Raw genomic sequence first — 20,500 nt, 5'->3', positions numbered from 1 at the left:
ATTGACAATATGATTTTTTTGTGCGAATTATTTTGTTTTTGAAAAAAAATATCCTTAAAAAGGTAAAAATAATTTAATTATATATTCTGTGTTCATTTGCTGTATTTACTGAGGATCTTAAATATAATTGTTCAGGTTAATTCAAATTGTTTAAAATCTAATTAATAAATAATTTTAATAACTATATTGTAGTTAGTAAAATTTTATATATTTGTTCGGTAATAATAAACCAAAAACAATGCATAATATTTTAAAAATTATCATGATGCCTATTTTATTGTTTTCACTTTCTTGCTGTGCAGGAATTCAGAAAACAACTATTGCTGCAACTCCAATTTCTCCAATTAAAGGAGTGTGGGTGACTAATGTTGCTTCAAAAGCTTTAGATTCAAAAGAAAATATAATAGAGACGGTTGCAGTCTGCAAAAAATCTGGTATTACAGATATTTATGTTGTGGTTTGGAATAGAGGAGCGACTTTGTATCCAAGTAAGATAATGAATGATTTATTTGGCAAAGCAATTATGGAACGTTTTAATGGTCGAGATCCGCTGCAAGAAATGATCGAAGCAGGGCATAAAGCAAATATTAAAGTTCATGCATGGTTTGAGTTTGGTTTTGCTTCTTCTTACGGCGAGAATGGAGGTGCTATCCTTAAAAAGTTTCCAAACTGGAAAGCAGTAGATAATAAAGGAAACTTAGTTACAAAAAATGGTTTTGAATGGATGAATGCTATTGATCCTGAAGTTCAGAATTTTGTAAAATCATTGATTGTGGAGGTTGTTGAAAACTATAATGTAGATGGAATTCAGGGAGATGACCGTCTGCCGGCAATGCCTTCTCTAGGAGGTTATGATCCTTATACGGTAGCTTTATATAAAAAAGAACATAACGGTAATAATCCTCCGGAAGATTATAAAAATGCTGATTGGCTTACTTGGCGGGCTGATAAATTGACCGTTTTTTTAGGCGCGCTTTATAAAGAATTAAAAGCAATCAAACCTCAATTGATTGTGAGTATGGCTCCAAGTATTCATCCGTGGGCAAAAGAAGAATACCTGCAAGACTGGCCAACTTGGTTGGACAAAGGATATTGCGATTATGTAATTCCGCAGGTTTACAGAAAAACAATTGAGAGTTACACTGCTACATTGGAAGACCAAATAAAATTTCTTAAAAAAGATCAGAAAGATAAATTCTTTTGTGGGGTTCTGCTTCAAGTCAACGGTGTAAATCCGAAACCTGATTTTTTAAAGAATATGATTGATACCAATAGAAAACTGGGAATAAAAGGAGAGTCCTTCTTTTTTTATGAGGGATTGAAAGCTTTTCCAGATTATTTTTCTCAAGAATACACTAAAAAGTAAATTGAAAAAAAGTTAATGAATAAGCAGATAGTTATTATAACGACGGTATAAAATTGTCTCAAAATAATTGATTAAAATCTAGATATGAAAACAAGAGCTTTGTCTATTGATGCCTTAAGAGGATTTGCAATCATCGCCATGATACTTTCTGGACAAATGGTACTTACTTATTTACCTGCCTGGATGGCACATGCTCAAGTGCCGCCTAACTCATCATTTAATCCTAATATTTATGGGATAACGTGGGTAGATCTTGTTTTTCCCTTCTTTTTATTTTCAATGGGTGCTGCATTTCCTTTTTCATTGGGTAGCAAATTAGAAAATGGTGCTAGTAAATGCAGCCTTTCTCTAAATGCATTTTCAAGAGGATTGCAATTGGTCTTTTTCGCTATTTTTTTCATGCACATGAGACCATTCGTAATTAGCAGTCCGGTTGATCTTAAAGCTTGTGTTATTTCTTTGGTTTCTTTTGCATTGATGTTTGGAATGTTTATGTCGGATTCTTTTGCGAAATACTTTAAAAAACAGGAAACGAGCTCGTTCATAATAAAGATTGCTGCTTTTGCATTAGGATTTGCATTAATGTTTTTAACGAATTATCAGGGAAAAGACAATCATAATTTTGATATTTATTACAGCGATATTATTCTTGTAGTACTTGCCAATATGGCGTTTTTAGCGAGTGTGATTTATATTTACACATTTAAAAAACCTGAGAATAGATTATTGGTTTTGCCTTTTATTATGGCCACTTTTTTAGCCAGTACAAATGAAGGCTGGGTAAAGCAATTGTATGATTTTACACCGTTTGCATGGGCTTATAAATTCTACTATTTAAAATATTTTTTCATTGTAATTCCGGGAACTCTTGCCGGAGAATATATAAAGGAATGGACTATTTCTCCGCAAAGTAATGAGGAACAAAATGATAATAAAGCAATTGCAACAGGTTTAGTTTCTTTGGCAATTATTGTTAGCAATGTTTATTTTTTATTTACACGTCAATTAGAAATAAATCTGGCAGTTACTTTAGTTTTATTGATTTTGAATTATTTCCTTTTAAAATCGGATACTTCTGGATTTGGTGTTTTTTGGAAAAAACTTTTTTCTGCAGGAGCTTACTGTTTAATGTTAGGATTATTTCTTGAAGCTTACGAAGGTGGAATTCGTAAAGATTCTTCGACCTACAGTTATTATTTTGTAACATCGGGACTGGCTTTTTTAGCAGTATTATTTTTCTCTATGATTTGTGATTATTTCAAATATATCAGAGCTACCAAATTTTTGGTTTTAACAGGACAGAATCCAATGATTGCCTACGTTGCGACATCAATGGTTGTAATGCCAGTTTTAACCATTTTAACTATAACAAATTATTTCGATGCATTTAACGAAAACGCTTTTATGGGATTCTTGAGAGGTTTTATACTTACGATACTTGCCATTTTAATAACGATTTTTTTCTCCAGAAAGAAATGGTTTTGGAGAACCTGAAAATTCAATCTAGCTATTAAAAATATTATATGTTATGAAAATTCAAATAATTGCATTTTTTTTATTTTGTTACGGATATTCGCAGAATATCACCAAAAAGACGGTTGACGTTTTAGTAATTGGAGGCTCTACCAGCGGAACTTCTGCTGGTATTGCATCTTCCAGATTGGGTGCTAATACTTTAATCGTAGAAGAATCGCCTTGGATAGGCGGTATGTTCACTTTGCAGGGAGTTGGTGCCTGCGATGGTAATCATAACCTTGATTCGGGAATCTGGAACGAATTCAGAGGTGCGCTTAGAGATTATTACGGCGGAGCCGCAGCTCTTGAAACAGGCTGGGTAAGCAACACACTTTTTGAGCCTTCGGTAGGAAATAAAATTTTCAATCAAATTGCATCAAAAGAAAAAAATCTTCAAATTATTCATGGCTATTATGTAGCAAGTATCATTAAAGATGGAAATATAGTTAAAGGAGCTTCTTTCAAAAATGATAAAAATGACATTTTAGAGGTTCAGGCAAAAATTACAATCGATGCTACTGATATAGGTGAAACGCTGAAAATGGCGGGAGCAGCCTACCGTTTAGGAATGGATTCTCAAAAAGAAACCAAAGAAGCCAATGCACCATTAAAACCGAATAAAATAGTACAGGATTTAACTTGGGTTGCTATTTTAAAAGATTATGGAAAAGGTATTGATAAAACCATCGCCAAGCCAGAAAATTATTCAGCTTCAAATTTTACTGGTTCTTGTATGGAAACGGTTGATCACAAAGAAATTGACTGCGACAAAATGCTGACTTATGGAAAAATGCCAAACAATAAATACATGATCAATTGGCCTAAAAAAGGTAATGATGTATATCTGGATGTGGTTGAATTATCGAGAGAAGACCGAAATAAAGAACTGCTAAAAGCGAGAAATTACACTTTACAGTTTGTTTACTATATACAAAATGAACTGGGATATAAAAATCTTGGTTTAGCAGATGACGAATTTCAAACTTCAGATTTGTTGGCTTATGCTCCTTATTATCGTGAGGGAAGAAGAGTAAAAGGAGTTTCGTTTTTGACTTATAACCACGTAGCGGACCCTTACAATCAAAAAGAAGCTTTATACAAAACAGGAATTTCTGTTGGAGATTATCCTGTAGATCATCATCATAAACAAAATCCTAATGCCCCAGATCTTGGATTTCCACCGGTACCTTCTTATAATGTGCCTCTCGGATCATTAATCCCTGAAAAAGTTGACGGATTTATTGTTTCTGATAAAGCGATTTCTGCTTCCAATTTAATTAATGGTGCAACACGTTTACAACCTGTTGTTTTACTTACAGGTCAGGCAGCAGGAACTTTGGCAGGAATTGCCGTTAAAAATAAAGTTGAGCCACGTCAGGTTTCGGTAAGAGAAGTACAACAATCACTTTTAAATCAGAAAGCGTATATAATGCCGCTGTATGATGTAAAGCCTACAGATCCAGCTTTTGAAAGTATTCAAAAAATTACAGCTACCGGAATTTTAAAAACAAAAGGAGAAAGCTACAAATGGGCCAACAGAACTTGGTTTTATCCAGAACAAAATATTTCTGTTCAAGAATTTACAGAAGGCCTAAATCAGTTTAATGCTAAAAATAAAGTAATTAAAAAAACAGATTTGCTGACAGAACAGGATGCCGTAAATATACTTACAAAAGCTGGCGCTAAAATCGAAAAGAGAAATTATTCTAATAAGCCAATAAGTAAAAAAGATTTGGCAGCTTTAATCGAAAGGACCCTTCGTCCATTTGAGATAGAAATTGATTTTTCAGGTCATATTAAATCAGGAAAATAAAATGCTTAGAGTTTGTTGTTTTTTCTTTTCGACGTTTTTTGCGGGGCTATGTGCTCAGGAAAGCAGTCAGAGTTTTCATAATTATTTCTATGATCAGAGACGTTCTTTTTTCGAAACAATGCCAGTTGCCAAAAATGAAATTATTTTACTTGGCGATAGTATAACTAATTGTGCTAACTGGGATGAAATTTTCTCAGGGCAGCATGTCAAAAACCGGGGAATTTCTGGAGATATCACATTAGGTGTTTTAGATCGAATGGGTGAAATCGTAAGGAGAGAGCCAAAAAAAGTATTTATTCTGATTGGAATTAACGATATAGCTCTAAAAATTAGTCCCGAAACAATCCTAAAAAATTATCAGACAATAATTTCCATATTAAAAGACCAAAGCCCTAAAACGAAAATATATATCCAAAGCATTCTTCCAACAAATGATGAGTTTGATACATTCAAAAATCATCAGGGTAAAATGCAGATTATTAAAGAAGTCAATATAGAATTGGAAAAATTGGCGGAAAAGAATAACGTTGTTTTCGTCGACCTTTTTCCTAATTTTTTAGATGAAAATGGAAAACTCAGCAAAGCTTATACAAATGATGGACTACATCTTTTGGGACCTGGTTACCTTTTGTGGGCTTCTCTTATAAAAAAGTACATAGAATAGAAATAATAAACTAAAAAATATAGAGTAAATGTTAGAGCCTAATAGTGATATCAAATTTGACCATATTCAAAATACAGATTTGTACCAATACGCAGACTTATATAAAGATGAATTATTAGAAGAAGTGATTCCATTCTGGGAAAAATACTCGCTTGATAAAGAGTACGGAGGCTATTTTACTTGTCTGGACAGGCAAGGCAGCGTTTACGATACAGACAAATTTATCTGGCTGCAGGGAAGACAGGTTTGGACTTTTTCTATGCTTTATAATAAGGTAGAAAAAAAACAGAAGTGGCTTGATATTGCCCTTCATGGTGCAAAGTTCCTATTAAAGAACGGAAGAGATGCTGCAGGAAATTGGTATTTCTCTCTCAACCAAAAAGGAGAACCTTTGGTAGTGCCTTATAATATTTTTTCGGATTGTTTTGCAGCTATGGCTTTTGGCGAATTATATAAAGCTACCAATGATTCTCTACACAAAGAAGTTGCTGTAAATACCTATAATAACATTTTGGCAAGACAAAATAATCCAAAGGGAAAATGGAGTAAAGCATTTAATGGTACAAGGGAGTTGAAAAATTTCTCCCTCCCAATGATTTTATGTAATCTGTCTTTGTTATTGGAAGAAGTGATTGGAAAAGAAGTAGTTGATGAAATGGTGCCGCCGCTTATTGAAGATATTATGACTAATTTCTTAAACAAAGAGCATGGCATTATAATGGAAAATGTAGGGGCTAATGGTGCTTTCAGTGACAGTTTCGAAGGAAGAATCATAAATCCAGGGCATGGAAATGAGTCTATGTGGTTCCTCATGGATATTGCAACACGTTATGATAAGCCGGAATTAATAAAAAAATGCGAAGAAATTTTAATAAAGACTACAGAGTTTGGCTGGGATAAAGAACACGGTGGTATTTATTATTTCTTAGATATTAAAGGCCATCCAACGCAAGAACTGCAATGGAACCAAAAACTTTGGTGGGTACACATAGAAACGATGATTTCGTTCGCCAAAGCTTACAAACTTACCGGAAATGAAAAAAGCAAAGAGTGGTTTTTAAAACTACATGAATATACCTGGAACCACTTTAGAGATGAGAAATACAAAGGGGAATGGTTTGGTTATTTAACAAGAGAGGGAAAACCACTTCTTGAGGCAAAAGGAGGAAAATGGAAAGGTTGTTTCCATGTGCCACGCGGATTATATGAATTATGGACGACTTTAAAATAAACTAATTAATCAAAAACCAAATTATTATTAACTATGAAAAAAGGGATATTATTCTTGATGTTCTGTTTGTTCTCGCTTATTATGCAGGCACAGACAAAACAGCTAAAAGGGTTAATTACAGATGCTGATGGTATGCCGTTGGTTGGAGCCAATGTTTTGATTCAGGGATCAAAAACAGGAACTTCGACAGATTTTAACGGAGCCTTTCAGTTAGATGTGCCTAACCAGAAGACATTATTACTGATAAGTTATATCGGATTTAAGGATATGACGGTCGATGTTACAGGACAAACTTCTGTAAAAATAAAAATGGAATCTGTGACAAACCAAATGCAGGAAGTTGTAGTTGTAGGTTACGGAACGCAAAAGAAAGCAACTTTAACGGGAGCTATCGGGACGGTAAAAGGATCAGATTTAAACAAAAGATCGATTGCTTCTATGTCTACAGCACTTCAGGGAACAATTGCCGGAGTTACGGTACAGCAGACTTCTGGTGAGCCGGGAAGTGACGGTTCTAATATTAGAATTCGCGGAATTGGATCTGTTAACTCAAGTACATTTCCACTGGTTTTGGTAGACGGTATCGAAATGGATATCAATCAGGTAGATATGAATACAGTTGAAAATGTTTCTGTTTTAAAAGACGCAGCGTCAGCATCGATCTATGGATCAAGAGCTTCTAACGGAGTAATTTTAATTACTACTAAAAGAGGTAAAGACGGAAAAATGAAAGTAAGTTTGGATTCATACACTGCGATACAATCACCGACAAATATGCCAGTAGTATTAAAGGCAGCAGATTATCTTCAGGCAGAGTTAAATTCATTTGATAACGCAGGAATTACTATTCCAGCAGATCAGAGAGCGGAAAGAGAACAAATGATCGCCGATCAAAGGGCTTATAAACCGGACAACTGGAACAGATACGATACAGACTGGAAAAACGCTACGATCAAAAAAAGCGCTGTAATGACTAATAATAATTTATCATTATCTGGGGGCGGAAAAGACATCAAATATTTTGGAGCAATTACTTCTCTTAAACAAGACGGTTTAATCGAAAATAACGATTTTAAAAGAATTAATGTACGATTAAATACGGATGCAAAAATCAACGAATGGCTAAAGTTAAACAACGAAATATCATATAGAACTTCTACTCAGCAAACACCAGGAATCGCAACTCCTAAAGGAATTATCAATAAAGCGTTATACATGCTGCCAACACTTTCAGCAGTCCGTGAAATTGACGGAAACTGGGGATATGGCAAAAATGGCGACAACCCGGTAGCAAATGCAGAAGCTTCAGGAAGTCAGACCATTGAAAGACCTGAGGTTTTACTAAATGCAACTTTAATTGCAACTCCAAAAGAAGGATTAGAACTTTTAGCACAATACAGCTATAGAAAAACAGAAAATAGAGGAACATTTATTACAACACCGTATTTGACTTCATTAAAGGGTGTAGTTCAGGGATATTATCCTGCAAGAGATGGAGTTACTGAAGCTTACAGTGCTAATGTTCGTAATTATTTTAGAGCACAGGCTTCTTACACTAAGAAGTTTGGAGATCACGATTTTAAAATAATGGCAGGTACTCAAAGTGAAAATAATATTCTAAAAGACATCAGCGCAAGCAAAAATGGTTTCGAACTAGAAAGATATTATTTAGTAAACGGTGATGGAGCAACAGCTTCTGCAACAGGCGGAGCAACAGAATGGGCGATGTCGTCTTTCTATGGAAGATTTAATTATGATTTTGATGGAAAATATCTTTTTGAAGCTACTGGACGTTATGACGGTTCCTCCAGATTTGTAGAAGGGAAGCGCTGGGGATTCTTTCCATCTTTCTCAGCTGGATGGATGGTGAGTAAGGAGAAGTTTATGGAACCAATTCTAAAGTATGTAAGTGACTTTAAACTTAGAGCCTCCATTGGAACTTTAGGAAATCAGGATATTGGAAACTATCCATATGCATCAACAATTCAGCCTGGATACAGTTATTGGTTAGATAAACAACTGGCTCAGGGTGTAGCACAGACTACCTTATCGAATCCTAATATTACTTGGGAAAAATCAAAACAAACCAACTTTGGTGTAGATGCTACTTTCTTCAACAGAAAACTTTCTGCTACGTTTGATTATTACATAAAAGACGTTTACGATATGCTTTTAATATATCCGGTAACTTATTATACAGGACTTAACGCAACTTACAGCAATGCTGGAGATATGCAGAATAAAGGATGGGAAGCTAGTATTACTTATAAAAATCATATTGCAGAGTTTAATTACAGCATTACAGGTAATTTAAGCAACAATGAAAATGAGATTACAAAATTATACGGTCCAAACTCAGACAGATCAGTTACTGTAGGTTACCCTAACGGCGGAATCTGGGGATATAAAACAGACGGATATTATGTAGATGCAGCAGATGTAGCTAATTCTCCTAAATTATCTAACGCAGCAAAACCAGGTTATGTGAAGTATGTAAAAATGGATCCGACTGGAGCAAATCCAACTCTTATTACAGAAAATGATAAAGTGTATTTAGGAGATCCTTTTCCACACTATGAATACGGAGTTAACCTGACGGCAAGTTATAAAAATTTCGATCTTACTTGTTTCTTTCAGGGAGTTGGAGAACGAAAAGTGCTAATGAGCGGTATTGGAGTTAGACCATTCTTTAACGGATCAAATTTATTTGCACACCAAGTTGATTCTTGGACACCAGAAAACCAAGATGCCGCTTACCCAATTTTAGTGCCAGAGGCGAACTCAGCAGATAACTTTGTAGCTTCTGATAAATGGGTAAAAAATGGAGCTTATCTAAGATTGAAGAACGTTGTTATTGGATACAGTCTTCCAAAAACATTCTTAGAAAAAGCACATATTGATGGTCTTCGTCTTTATGTAAGCGGACAAAACTTATGGACACTAAGTAATTTCTTTGAAGGATATGATCCTGAGGTAAATTACGGTGGAAATCTTGGAGGGGAATTTTACCCAATTATGCAGACGGTTACTGTAGGTGCTAACTTAAAATTTTAACAAAATGAATTTAATAAAAAAAACAATTCTCGGATTAACCCTTATCATTGGGTTAGGATCTTGTGAAGACTATATAGACAAAGAGCCTTTGAGTGATTATTTGTCCTCAAATTTTTATAACAATGAAGCGGCGATCGAACAGGGAACAAACGGATCTTACCAAGGTCTGTATATGGAGAGCAGCCAGTTGCCATTTTTCACGCTTTATGATATGTACACGCCAATGGGTATCGAAAGAGCCGACAATAACTCGATTGGCGTAAACAATGTTAACTTAGAAAATAACTTTATTGTGGAGGGACAGTGGGCTAATTTCTACAAAGGAATAGCAAGAGCCAATACCGTTATCGAAGGTTCTGCCCCTTATATTGACGGTTTAAGCGATAAAGCAAAACAATATGTTGCAGAGAACAAGGTGATTAGAGCAACACATTATCACTATCTAATTTCATTGTATGGAGATGTACCATTCTTTACAAAGTCAGTAACTCCGGAAGAGCAAAAAAGTGCTACGAGAAAACCATGGATGGAAATAGTTGATTATTTATTAAACGATCTAGAAGAAGCTAGTACACAATTACCTTGGCAGGCTGGAGAACTTGGTCGTATTGATAAATCTTACGCTTTAGGTTTAAAAGCTAGAATTGCTCTATATGCAGGTTCATGGTTTAAAGAAGGTTTTGGACAGAAAGGAACAAAAGATGCGGCAAAAGCAGCGTTCTATTTTGATATTGCTGCGCAGACTTCGCGAAGAATTATTCAGGAATCTGGAAGATCTCTTGCTCCAAATTTTGATGATTTATTTACAAGAGCGGGACAACTTACAGGACCAGCTAAAAAAGAGAACATTTTTGCACTTTCTTATTCGGACCAAGCATCAAAGAAGACACATTACCAATCATTTGGAGAAATGGCAAGAACAGTAGGGGGACAGTCAGGAAGATTCCCTACACAGTTATTGGTAGATACTTTCGAGATGTCAAACGGAAAAAGAATTGATGAGCCAGGTTCTGGTTACGATCCTAAAAATCCGTTTGCAAATAGGGATCCGCGTTTGAAAATGTCTATTTACACCCACAAATCAAATATTATTGCCAATAATGGAGGTGTAAAGCTGAATATCTTAATGGAATTATACAAGCCAACGACTACGGCATTTGACGCGGCAAACAATGCAACTTCAATTACGAATTTAGATTACACAGGATCTGTAGCACAATACGGTTACATTCAAAGTGGAGTTGGATACCTATGGAGAAAATACAACTATTTTAATGACGAAATTGTTTCAGAACCTTCATATAATATTTTGATGATGCGTTACGCAGAAATTTTATTAATGTATGCAGAAGCAAAAATTGAACTGAATCAAATTGATGGTACTGTAACAGCTGCTATAAACGAAGTAAGAGCGAGAGTTAATATGCCAGCGACTACACTTTCAGATCAGGCAAAATTAAGACAATTGGTTCGCAGAGAACGTAAAGTAGAACTTATTAGAGAAGCAGGATTACACTTCTTCGATATGAGAAGATGGAGAACTGGAGCATTGGAAAATGCAGAAAGAACATACGGATTCCCAATTGCAACAGGAGTAATCCCAGCTACGGGTAATAATCCTGGTACTTATCCCGACGGATATACTCAAGTAACTGCAGATATGGTTCCATCCTATGGGACACCAGGTTCTGAGAGAGATTTGAATGACTTAGCACTTTATGCTGCTTACGGAAGCAAACTACGCCAGAGAGATGCAGACAGACCAAACAACTGGAATGATAAATTCTATTTATGGCCGATTCCTCAGGTTGAAAGAAACAAGGCGCCTCAGCTTACGCAAAATGATGGTTACGGTCAATAATTGTTTCCTTTTAGAATTAGATTATTGTCAAATAAATTAAGCGAAGATTGACTTTACTAGTTAATCGAAGTAAAAAATATAAACATAGAAAAATGAGAAAAATATTTTATTTGCTTATGAGTCTTATTCTATTGTCCTCATGTGATGATAGTTTTAAAGACGATCGCAGCTATCAATCGGCCAGGATTGTAGCCGTTAAATTGAATAATGTTTTATACAACATTGCGCAGAATGATATGAATGAGGCAAAGGTTGTTTTGCCAGCAGGTACAAACCTTAAAGACGTTAAAACAGAAATTTTAGTATCAAACGGAACCGTAGTAACTCCAGAAAATAATGTTAACCGCGATTTGACAAAACCAATTGATGTTAGCATTTATGGACAAGATGGACAGAGCAGTGTTTGGAAACTTATTGTACAGTCTCCACCAAGTTTAACGAGTTTGACTGTAGCTGGCCTTCCAATTGCAAAAGATAAGATTTTCTTCGGAAAAACTTCAATTATTGTTCAGATTCCGGTTGGAACAGACATTACAAAACTGGCTGTTTCTTACGAATTTAAAAACGGAACATTAAACAATTATGTAAACGGAACAGAGAAAGATTATACATTTAATCTGCCTAGTAAAGCTCCGTTTAGTTTAGAAGTTTTAGGAGCCGATGGTGTAACGATTTACAAATACGATGTCGTGTTTACTTCTGAAAAAGTTGGTCCGGCAAAAATCAACAGTATGGTAATTAATGGAGACACAACTTCAGAAATTATTATAGTAGATGCTGATAAAAATATCATTCAGCCAGTAGTTCCTTACTTGACTAATTTCTCAGATGCGACCGTTGTAATCAATGCAGCTTTTGGAAATACAGTTGATCCTAATTTTAAAGGAACTAATGTAAATACTTTATTAGGATTTAAAGTAAAAGCAACAGGAACAGATGGGATCGAACGCGAATTCACCGTTAAAAATCCGATAATTAAAATGAACCCGATTTTAGAAAAATCACATGCTGAGTTTGGTTTTGCAGCCAACGCAGGTTCATCAGCAGGATTCACCAACGGTAATGTCGTTATAGCTTTTCATCAATTGGCAGCATCAACTGCTACTTTTGGAATTAATGGATACGATTTATCTGGAAATTATTTAAATGGACTTGCTACAGGGAGTCTCTTTGATGGAGGTGCTGTTACAGGTATTAGAAAAATAGCTACAGACGACAATGGAAATATTCTTGGAGTGCAACTTGGAGCAGGTGCGTCTGCAACAACTACTTTATCAATCGTTAGATGGAACTCTATTACAGATACTGCGCCAACAAAATATATTACGTATTCACAAAGTGGTTTAGGCTTAGCTGTTGCAGCAAGAAGTGCAGGTATCAATATCTCAGGTTCATTGAACGGAAATGCAACTATTACTGTTCCAATCGCATCAAATAACGCAGTTCTGGTCTGGAAAGTTACAAGTGGTGTTTTAAACCCAACGCCAACCAAACAAGCTTTCCCTTACACTGGTACCGCAAATTACTATAGTGTTCAGCCAGACGATACAGGATTTGTGGGAGCTTCAACAGGAACAGCTTATAGTGGAATTAATTTATTAAGCAGTTCTTTTGCTGAATCTTTTAAAATAACATCTGGTTCAGCAACTACGGATTGTAAAACAATTGTTTATAAAGGAAGAAAATATATCGCTTATGTTTCTCTTATTGGCGGTAAACACGTTTTCAGACTAGTAGATTATACAACTCCAAGTGTAGCAGCGCTTGAAAGTCCAATTTTAGAAGTGACAGGAGCCGCCGTTTCAAATGCTAATAATACTACCGATGCAGATTTTGCAGTAATAAATGGTAAACTGCACGTATTGTATTATGGTACAAACGATAAACTAGCTGTATATAAATTAGAACAATAAAGCTTTGGGGATTTTCTCTGAAAAGAGAAAATCTCCTTTTAAAATTATACAAAATGAAAAAATTATTAATCTTATCTATTGCCATATTGTTTTTTTCATGCAATAGTGAAGAACCGCCTAGAGTATACCCAAACAATCCAGTTCAAACTACAAAAGGAATAAAAGGAGTTTGGGTTACCAATGTGGCGTCTACGGCATTAAGTTCCTTAAATGCGATAAAAGAAACAGTACAGACCTGTAAAAATTCGAATATTACAGATATTTATGTTGTGGTTTGGAATAAAGGACGAACACTTTATCCAAGTGAAATCATGAATAAAGAATTTGGGATCCCAATTATGGAAAGTTATGCAGGAAGAGATCCCCTGCTGGAAATGATTACCGAAGCGCATAAAGAAAAAATGAAAGTTCATGCATGGTTTGAATATGGTTTTGCCGCTTCAAATGGACAGCAGGGCGGTGTGATTTTACAGAAGTACCCGCAATGGGCAGCCAAAGACGTTTCTAAAAATTTATTGGTTTCATCTAATGGATTTGAATGGATGAACGGAATTAATCCTGACGTTCAGAATTTCATGAAATCTTTGATTTTGGAAGTTGTAAAAAAATATGAAGTTGATGGAGTTCAAGGTGATGACAGACTCCCAGCAATGCCAATAAAAGGAGGTTATGACGATTACACTGTGCAGCTTTATAAAACGGAAAAAGGAACTGATCCGCCGGCAAATGAAAATGATGCTGCCTGGAAAGATTGGAGAGCTAATAAACTAACAGAATTTTTAGGAGATTTATACAAAGCTGTAAAAGCCGCAAAACCTAACGTTATAGTTTCTATGGCGCCAAGTGTGCACCCGTGGGCAAAGGATAATTATTTACAGGACTGGCCAACATGGCTGGATAAAAAATATTGTGATTATGTAATTCCACAGATTTACCGTTATGATTTTTCAGCTTATTCGCAGACATTAAAATCCCAGGTTTCTTATGTTAAGAATAGTGCAGATCGTACAAAATTGTATGCAGGAGTTTTAATTCAATCTGGAGCTTACAATGCTTCTAATCAGTTTTTAGAACAAATGGTAAACGAGAACCGAAACAATTATGTAAGCGGTGAAATTTTCTTCTTTTTTGAAGGATTAAAATACAATTCAGAATATTTTACTACTAAATACGCTTCAAAATAATTTTAAAAATGCTACTGCCGGAAATAGATTTTGGCAGTAGTGTTTATATAAACACTAAGCAGAGAAAAAGTTCACTATGCGCCAGAAAAAAAATATACTATTATTTTTGATACTCATTTTTTTAATGAGCTTTACTGGTTTTGCACAGCAACAATCTTTTGTTTTTGCATCAAAAAAATCAAGAGCAGATCTGCTTATAAAACTAAAAGACTCCATAATCAATCAGCAAGCCGAAGCTTACCTAAAATTTGATAAACCTGTAAACTGGAATAGTTATGCATGGGCAACTTCATTTTTAATCGATAGTTCACAACAGAATTTTAGCGTTTTAAAAAAGGCATTATCAAATTATAAACAGTTATCAAAATACGATTTAAAGAAAATTTTTGAATCCGTATTTGCTTGTTTTCCAAAAGATTTTGTTTTAGAAATGACTGATATTGCAGAAAATGAAAATGAAAACGCTTCAATCTTTGCAACATCAATACATTATTTAGTTCAAAATAAAAAAGAGGTTAAACAGCTTTTAAATACGAAGTTTACTGATAATGATAACGCTGTAATTCAGGCTTTGCGAAATGAATTAAAACCTGAATATAAGTCTATTTCTATTTCGGATCTTATTGAATTGATACAATACAACTCTACTAAAAAAACTAAATTTTTATACTCTGTTCAGCACAAAAACAGAGATTTGCCAGGCAAAGTTTTTGTTCAGGATGAAAACGGAATTTTACTAAAAGAAAATGGAAAAGTTGTTTTAGTAGATCAATTGGCAAGAAGCGCAACCAATCTACCCATGTATATTACCAACGGAAACACGCCAACCGGTTTATTTAAAATTGAAAGTCTTGCCAGATCTGAGAATGTTTTTATCGGACCGACTTTGAGTTTTGTTACGTTTTTGCCTTTTGAATGCGAAGCTTCTGTTTTTTATAATAATGAAAAAAAGGATTTTCTATTGGAAGATTATATGCAGTTTTTTCCAAAAAAGTTGCAATCGAATCTAAGTATTCAACAAACGTTTTGGGCAGGAAAAGCAGGAAGAGGTGAAATTCATTTTCATGGAACAACCATCGATCAGGAAATTTACAAAAAACAGATTTTTTATGGACAGACTCCTTCAATGGGATGTTTGTGCACAAAAGAAATTTGGGATAAAAATGGTAATCTATTGCAAAGTGATCAGCAAAAAATTGTAAATATGTGGCAGAAAACTAAAACAGAGAAAGGCTACGCTTATGTTTTAGAACTTAATGAATCAGACTGGAAAATGTTTGAAAAAAATATAAATACATTATTATAAAATGAAAAAAAATCTTCCGATACTGTTACTCGCTATTTTGAGTTTTTCAATAAAAACAACAGCTCAAAAATTAAAAAATCTAACGCAGTATGTTAATCCATTTATTGGTACTGGCGGGCATGGTCATACTTTTCCGGGAGCAGTAGTTCCTTTCGGAATGGTGCAGTTAAGTCCGGATACCAGAACGCTGGAATGGGATGCATGTAGCGGTTATTATATTAAAGATACCAGTATTTTAGGATTCTCACACCGACATTTGAGTGGTACCGGAATGACCGATTTTGCTGATTTTCTTTTTACTCCTTTTTCTGGTAAACTGCAATTAGAAAACGGAAGTCTGAAAGAATATTATCCGCTGAATTTCTCGCATAAAAATGAAAAGGCTTTAGCTGGTTTTTATACGGTTAATTTTGATAATGGCATAAAAGCTTCGATGACAGCATCTACACGCGCTGGTTTTCACGAGTATACTTTCCCTTCTAAAGAAGCCGGAATTATTATTGATTTGCATCACAACCTTCACAATCAAAAGGTTTTGGAATCTTCTATAGAAATTGTAAGCGATACTGAAATTAGAGGAATGCGATTGACAGAAGGCTGGTCTAAAAGGGACTATGTTTATTTTTATGCAAAGTTTAATAAACCTTTTAAAGTTGAATTGTATAAAAATAATATGCCAGTATCTGGAAAACTGTTAAAAGCAGATCATATCAAAGCTGTTCTTTATTTTGAAAATACTACTAACATACAAGTAAAAGTTGGAATTTCTCCTGTCGACGAAAGAGGAGCATTGCAGAATCTAGATGCCGAAATTCCGAATTGGGATTTTAATAAAACGAAACAGCAGGCCAATGAACTTTGGAAAAAACAGCTGGAAAAAATTAAAATTGAAGGCGGAACAGAAGAACAAAAAACTATTTTTTACACAGGATTGTATCATGCTTTTATTCATCCGTCAACTTATTCAGATTTTGACAAGAGATACCGCGGGCAGGATTTAAAAATTCACACATTAGATTCTGGAACTTATTACACTGTATTTTCACTTTGGGATACCTACAGGGCACAAATGCCTTTGATCGATTTAATTAGTCCATCTAAAACAAACGAATTTATCAATTCACTTCTGCTAAAATATCAGCAGGGAGGTTTGTTGCCAATGTGGGATTTGGCAGCTAATTATACAGGAACAATGATTGGTGCGCACGCTACATCTGTAATTTCAGATGCTTATACCAAAAATATACGTGGTTATGATACCGAACTGGCTTACAAAGCCATGATGCGGTCAATACCTTATGATACAACTGGAGTAAAAGTAAATCATCCTGCTATTTGGGAATGGCTAATGACGAAAGGGAAAAAATACAATCAGGAAATGGGTTTTATTCCAGCTGATAAAGATGTGATTTTTGCTACTTCAAGAGGTTTAGAATATGCTTATAACGATTGGGCATTGGCGCAGGTTGCGAGAGATATGGGAAAAACAGAAGACTATAAATGGCTTTCGGAACGAGGCATGCGCTACAAAAAATATTTCGACAAAGAAACTGGTTTTATGCGCGCCTTAGACAGTAACGGAAAATTTATAGGGCCGTTTAATCCTTCGTTTTCAGATCATATGAACAGTCCATATTGTGAAGGAAATGCCTGGCAGTGGACATGGTTTGCACCTCAAGACGTTCCGGGATTAATTGATTTAATGGGAGGAAAAAAAGCTTTTGAGAAAAATCTTGATGCCCTTTTTAATACCACTGCAAAAGTGGAAGGATCAGAAGCATCTGCAGATATTTCGGGATTAATTGGGCAGTATGCTCACGGAAACGAGCCAAGCCACCATATTATCTATTTTTATAATTACATCGACAAACCTTTTAAAACACAGGAATTGGCAGATAAAATCATGAAAGAGCAGTACAGAAATGCTCCGGATGGTTTAAGCGGTAATGAAGACTGTGGACAAATGTCGTCCTGGTATATTTTGAATGCCATAGGTTTTTATCAGGTTGCTCCTGCAGATCCAACGTACACGATTTCAAGACCATTATTTGATAAAGTAACAATCGATTTGGAAAAAGGAAAGAAATTGATCGTAATGACAATAAACAATGGTCCTCAAAATAAATATGTAGAATCGGTAACCCTGAACGGAAAAACGTTGAATTCTTTATTTTTTGCACACGATCAGATTGCATCGGGTGGAGAATTGGTTTTTAAAATGACCAATAAAATTCCTAATAAGTAAGTTTCATAAAATATATTTAGCATGAAGATATATATAATTTACATAGTTTGTCTTTTTAAAATTGGTTTGGCCGTTGCCCAGACAGATAAATACAATTTGTACAAAACTATTCCATTAGTTCAAGATATTAAAGAAAAGCAAGGCCAATCTTTTGTTCTTAGTTCTGATTTAAAAATATATTATCCAAAAAATGATGAAAATCTAAAGCAAACTGCTATTTTTTTATCAGAATATATAAAATTATCAAACGGATTACAACTTATTGTTTCGGTATCAGCTCCAAAGGGAAAAGGAATCGTTTTGCAAAACACCTATAAAAACGAAAATAAAGAAGCGTATAATTTTTCGGTAAATCAAAACCAAATTCTTATAAACGGAGCTTCAAGTGCCGGCACTTTTTATGGTGTTCAACTTTTGCGTAAAGTACTGCTGGAAAATGAAACCAAATCACAAATTAAACTTCCGCCTGTTGAAATTACAGATTATCCGAGATTTGCGTATCGCGGAATGCATTTGGATGTTGCCCGCCATTTTGCATCGGTAGAATTTGTAAAAAAATATATTGATTTACTGGCCTTGCATAATATTAATACTTTTCATTGGCATTTAACAGATGATCAGGGATGGCGCGTAGAGATTAAAAAATATCCAAAATTAACGCAAATAGGTGCATTTAGAAACGAAACTCAAGTAGGAAAACAGACAGGAGTTTATGACGGAAAACCTCATGGGGGATTTTATACTCAGGAACAGATAAAAGAAGTGGTAGCCTACGCGCAAAATCGTTTTATAACGATTATTCCTGAAATTGACCTGCCAGGCCACATGGTTGCAGCATTGGCATCTTATCCGGAACTCGGCTGTGTTGGGAAAGGTTATGAAGTGTATAAAAAATGGGGAGTTTCAGATGATGTTCTTTGCATTGGAAACGAACAAACTTTTACTTTTTTAGAAGGAATTTTTTCAGAATTGATTCCGCTTTTTCCTTCGAAATATTTTCATATTGGAGGAGACGAATGCCCAAAAAAGAGATGGGAAAAGTGTCCTAAATGCCAAGCCAAAATTATTGAATTAGGTTTGAAGAAAGACAGTCACCATAGTGCTGAAGAAAAGCTGCAGAGTTATTGTATGTCCAGAATTGAAAAATTCTTAAATGCCAAAGGAAAACAAGTAATTGGTTGGGACGAAATACTCGAAGGCGGTATTGCACCAAATGCAACTATAATGTCTTGGAGAAGTGCCCAGGCAGGAGTAGATGCTGTAAAACAAGGTCATAAAGCGATTATGACACCAAGTTCGCATGTTTATTTTGACTATTATCAAAGTACCGATGCGGCTTCAGAACCTTTAGCAATTGGAGGTTTTACAAATATCGAACGCGTTTATTCTTTCGAACCAATTCCAAACGGATTGACCGAAAATGAAAAAAAACTTGTCATAGGCGCGCAGGCAAATATTTGGAGAGAATATATTAATACCGATGCACAGACAGAGTATATGGTTTTGCCAAGACTTGCCGCTTTAAGTGAAGTAGTTTGGACAAATGCAGATAAAAAGAATTATGGTGATTTTTTGAATCGATTATCAGATTTTTTAAAAATCTATGATAAGCTGAATTACAATTATGCAAAACATATTTTGGAGGTTTCCCCAGAATATATAGTAGATACCGAAAATGGTCAATTGATTCTGAACTTAAAAACATCAAGTAAATCTCCAATTTATTACACTCTAGATGGTGCTGAACCAACTATAAAAAGTAAAAAATATACAGAAAGTATAATTATCAATGACGCTGTGACTGTAAAAGCAGCAGTTATTTCGGAAAATTATGCCAGTAAAGTTTTTACCAAAAAGTTTGAATTCAACAAAGCAACTGCAAAGCCAATCGTATTAAAAAATGAACCTGTCGAACGGTATCGTTTTAATGGAGGAAAAACATTGGTAGACGGAAGAACAGGAACCACAGCTTTCAGTACCGGAGATTGGATAGCGCTTTATAAAGACGATTTTGAAGCCACTATAGATTTAAAATCTGTTCAACAGGTAACAGAAGTCAGCATGAACACTTTTACCTCTCCAAACGACTGGATTTTTGGCCCTAAACAATTTCAGGTTTTTGTTTCTACAGACGGAATAAATTTTACACAGGTTCATAGCGAAGATTTAAAAATTGCAGAGAAAGGTGACGGCCCAAAGATTACAAACTTAAAGGCCATTTTTGCTTCGCAGGAAGCAAGATATGTAAAAATCAAAGCGCCAATTTTTGAGAAAATTCCAGAATGGCATTATTCTGCTGGACAGCCTACATTTTTATTTGTAGACGAAATTACTATTAAGTAACACCA

The 20,500-nt window shown here is 34.9% G+C and carries 12 protein-coding genes; all 12 read left to right on the top strand.

What is annotated here, in order from left to right:
* The first annotated feature begins 238 nt into the window (after window positions 1-238).
* The 12 genes from ASE40_RS07225 to ASE40_RS07170 all read left to right on the top strand — a co-directional run bounded on the left by ASE40_RS07225 (window position 239) and on the right by ASE40_RS07170 (window position 20,495).
* The gene (locus tag ASE40_RS07225; protein ID WP_057116284.1) at window positions 239-1,366 is read left to right on the top strand and encodes a glycoside hydrolase family 10 protein; all 1,128 of its coding nucleotides are present in this window, start codon (window positions 239-241) and stop codon (window positions 1,364-1,366) included.
* 84 nt (window positions 1,367-1,450) lie between these two features.
* The gene (locus ASE40_RS07220; RefSeq protein ID WP_057116283.1) at window positions 1,451-2,860 is read left to right on the top strand and encodes a DUF5009 domain-containing protein; all 1,410 of its coding nucleotides are present in this window, start codon (window positions 1,451-1,453) and stop codon (window positions 2,858-2,860) included.
* Between the two features lie 34 nt (window positions 2,861-2,894).
* Window positions 2,895-4,694 carry an FAD-dependent oxidoreductase gene (locus ASE40_RS07215; protein WP_057116282.1) on the top strand — a complete coding sequence of 600 codons (1,800 nt, stop codon included), beginning with the start codon at window positions 2,895-2,897 and terminating at the stop codon, window positions 4,692-4,694.
* A gap of 118 nt (window positions 4,695-4,812) precedes the next feature.
* Window positions 4,813-5,358 carry a GDSL-type esterase/lipase family protein gene (locus tag ASE40_RS07210; RefSeq protein ID WP_241774336.1) on the top strand — a complete coding sequence of 182 codons (546 nt, stop codon included), beginning with the start codon at window positions 4,813-4,815 and terminating at the stop codon, window positions 5,356-5,358.
* 28 nt (window positions 5,359-5,386) lie between these two features.
* Complete coding sequence (locus ASE40_RS07205; protein ID WP_057116281.1) at window positions 5,387-6,589, top strand: AGE family epimerase/isomerase; 1,203 nt, start codon at window positions 5,387-5,389, stop codon at window positions 6,587-6,589.
* Window positions 6,590-6,622: 33 nt separating this feature from the next.
* Window positions 6,623-9,643 (top strand): SusC/RagA family TonB-linked outer membrane protein, encoded by a 3,021-nt coding sequence (locus ASE40_RS07200; RefSeq protein ID WP_057116280.1) that lies wholly within the window; start codon window positions 6,623-6,625, stop codon window positions 9,641-9,643.
* 4 nt (window positions 9,644-9,647) lie between these two features.
* Window positions 9,648-11,504 (top strand): RagB/SusD family nutrient uptake outer membrane protein, encoded by a 1,857-nt coding sequence (locus ASE40_RS07195; protein WP_057116279.1) that lies wholly within the window; start codon window positions 9,648-9,650, stop codon window positions 11,502-11,504.
* A 92-nt stretch (window positions 11,505-11,596) separates the two neighbouring features.
* A complete protein-coding gene (locus ASE40_RS07190; protein WP_128414948.1) occupies window positions 11,597-13,417 on the top strand; it encodes a hypothetical protein in 1,821 nt (606 codons plus the stop codon).
* A gap of 53 nt (window positions 13,418-13,470) precedes the next feature.
* Window positions 13,471-14,601, top strand: coding sequence for a glycoside hydrolase family 10 protein (locus tag ASE40_RS07185; RefSeq protein ID WP_057116277.1), 1,131 nt, complete (start codon window positions 13,471-13,473; stop codon window positions 14,599-14,601).
* Between the two features lie 106 nt (window positions 14,602-14,707).
* A complete protein-coding gene (locus tag ASE40_RS07180) occupies window positions 14,708-15,907 on the top strand; it encodes a hypothetical protein (protein ID WP_128414947.1) in 1,200 nt (399 codons plus the stop codon).
* 1 nt (window position 15,908) lies between these two features.
* Entirely contained in the window at window positions 15,909-18,152 is a 2,244-nt protein-coding gene (locus tag ASE40_RS07175; RefSeq protein WP_057116275.1) for a GH92 family glycosyl hydrolase, read from the top strand.
* A gap of 21 nt (window positions 18,153-18,173) precedes the next feature.
* Window positions 18,174-20,495, top strand: a complete 2,322-nt coding sequence (locus tag ASE40_RS07170) for a glycoside hydrolase family 20 protein (protein ID WP_057116274.1) — start codon at window positions 18,174-18,176, stop codon at window positions 20,493-20,495.
* Window positions 20,496-20,500: the final 5 nt, after the last annotated feature.

Origin of the sequence: Flavobacterium sp. Root935 (genome assembly GCF_001429295.1) — a bacterium.
Lineage (GTDB): Bacteria > Bacteroidota > Bacteroidia > Flavobacteriales > Flavobacteriaceae > Flavobacterium.
The sequence above is the reverse complement of the archived record's forward strand: the minus strand, read 5'-3'. Positions and strand labels throughout refer to the sequence as shown.

Coding starts and splice junctions, on each gene's coding strand:
- ASE40_RS07210 (WP_241774336.1), top strand. CDS start 4,813: ATGCCAGTTGCCAAAAATGAAATTATTTTACTTGGCGATAGTATAACT.
- ASE40_RS07175 (WP_057116275.1), top strand. CDS start 15,909: ATGAAAAAAAATCTTCCGATACTGTTACTCGCTATTTTGAGTTTTTCA.
- ASE40_RS07200 (WP_057116280.1), top strand. CDS start 6,623: ATGAAAAAAGGGATATTATTCTTGATGTTCTGTTTGTTCTCGCTTATT.
- ASE40_RS07215 (WP_057116282.1), top strand. CDS start 2,895: ATGAAAATTCAAATAATTGCATTTTTTTTATTTTGTTACGGATATTCG.
- ASE40_RS07170 (WP_057116274.1), top strand. CDS start 18,174: ATGAAGATATATATAATTTACATAGTTTGTCTTTTTAAAATTGGTTTG.
- ASE40_RS07220 (WP_057116283.1), top strand. CDS start 1,451: ATGAAAACAAGAGCTTTGTCTATTGATGCCTTAAGAGGATTTGCAATC.
- ASE40_RS07225 (WP_057116284.1), top strand. CDS start 239: ATGCATAATATTTTAAAAATTATCATGATGCCTATTTTATTGTTTTCA.
- ASE40_RS07190 (WP_128414948.1), top strand. CDS start 11,597: ATGAGAAAAATATTTTATTTGCTTATGAGTCTTATTCTATTGTCCTCA.
- ASE40_RS07205 (WP_057116281.1), top strand. CDS start 5,387: ATGTTAGAGCCTAATAGTGATATCAAATTTGACCATATTCAAAATACA.
- ASE40_RS07185 (WP_057116277.1), top strand. CDS start 13,471: ATGAAAAAATTATTAATCTTATCTATTGCCATATTGTTTTTTTCATGC.
- ASE40_RS07195 (WP_057116279.1), top strand. CDS start 9,648: ATGAATTTAATAAAAAAAACAATTCTCGGATTAACCCTTATCATTGGG.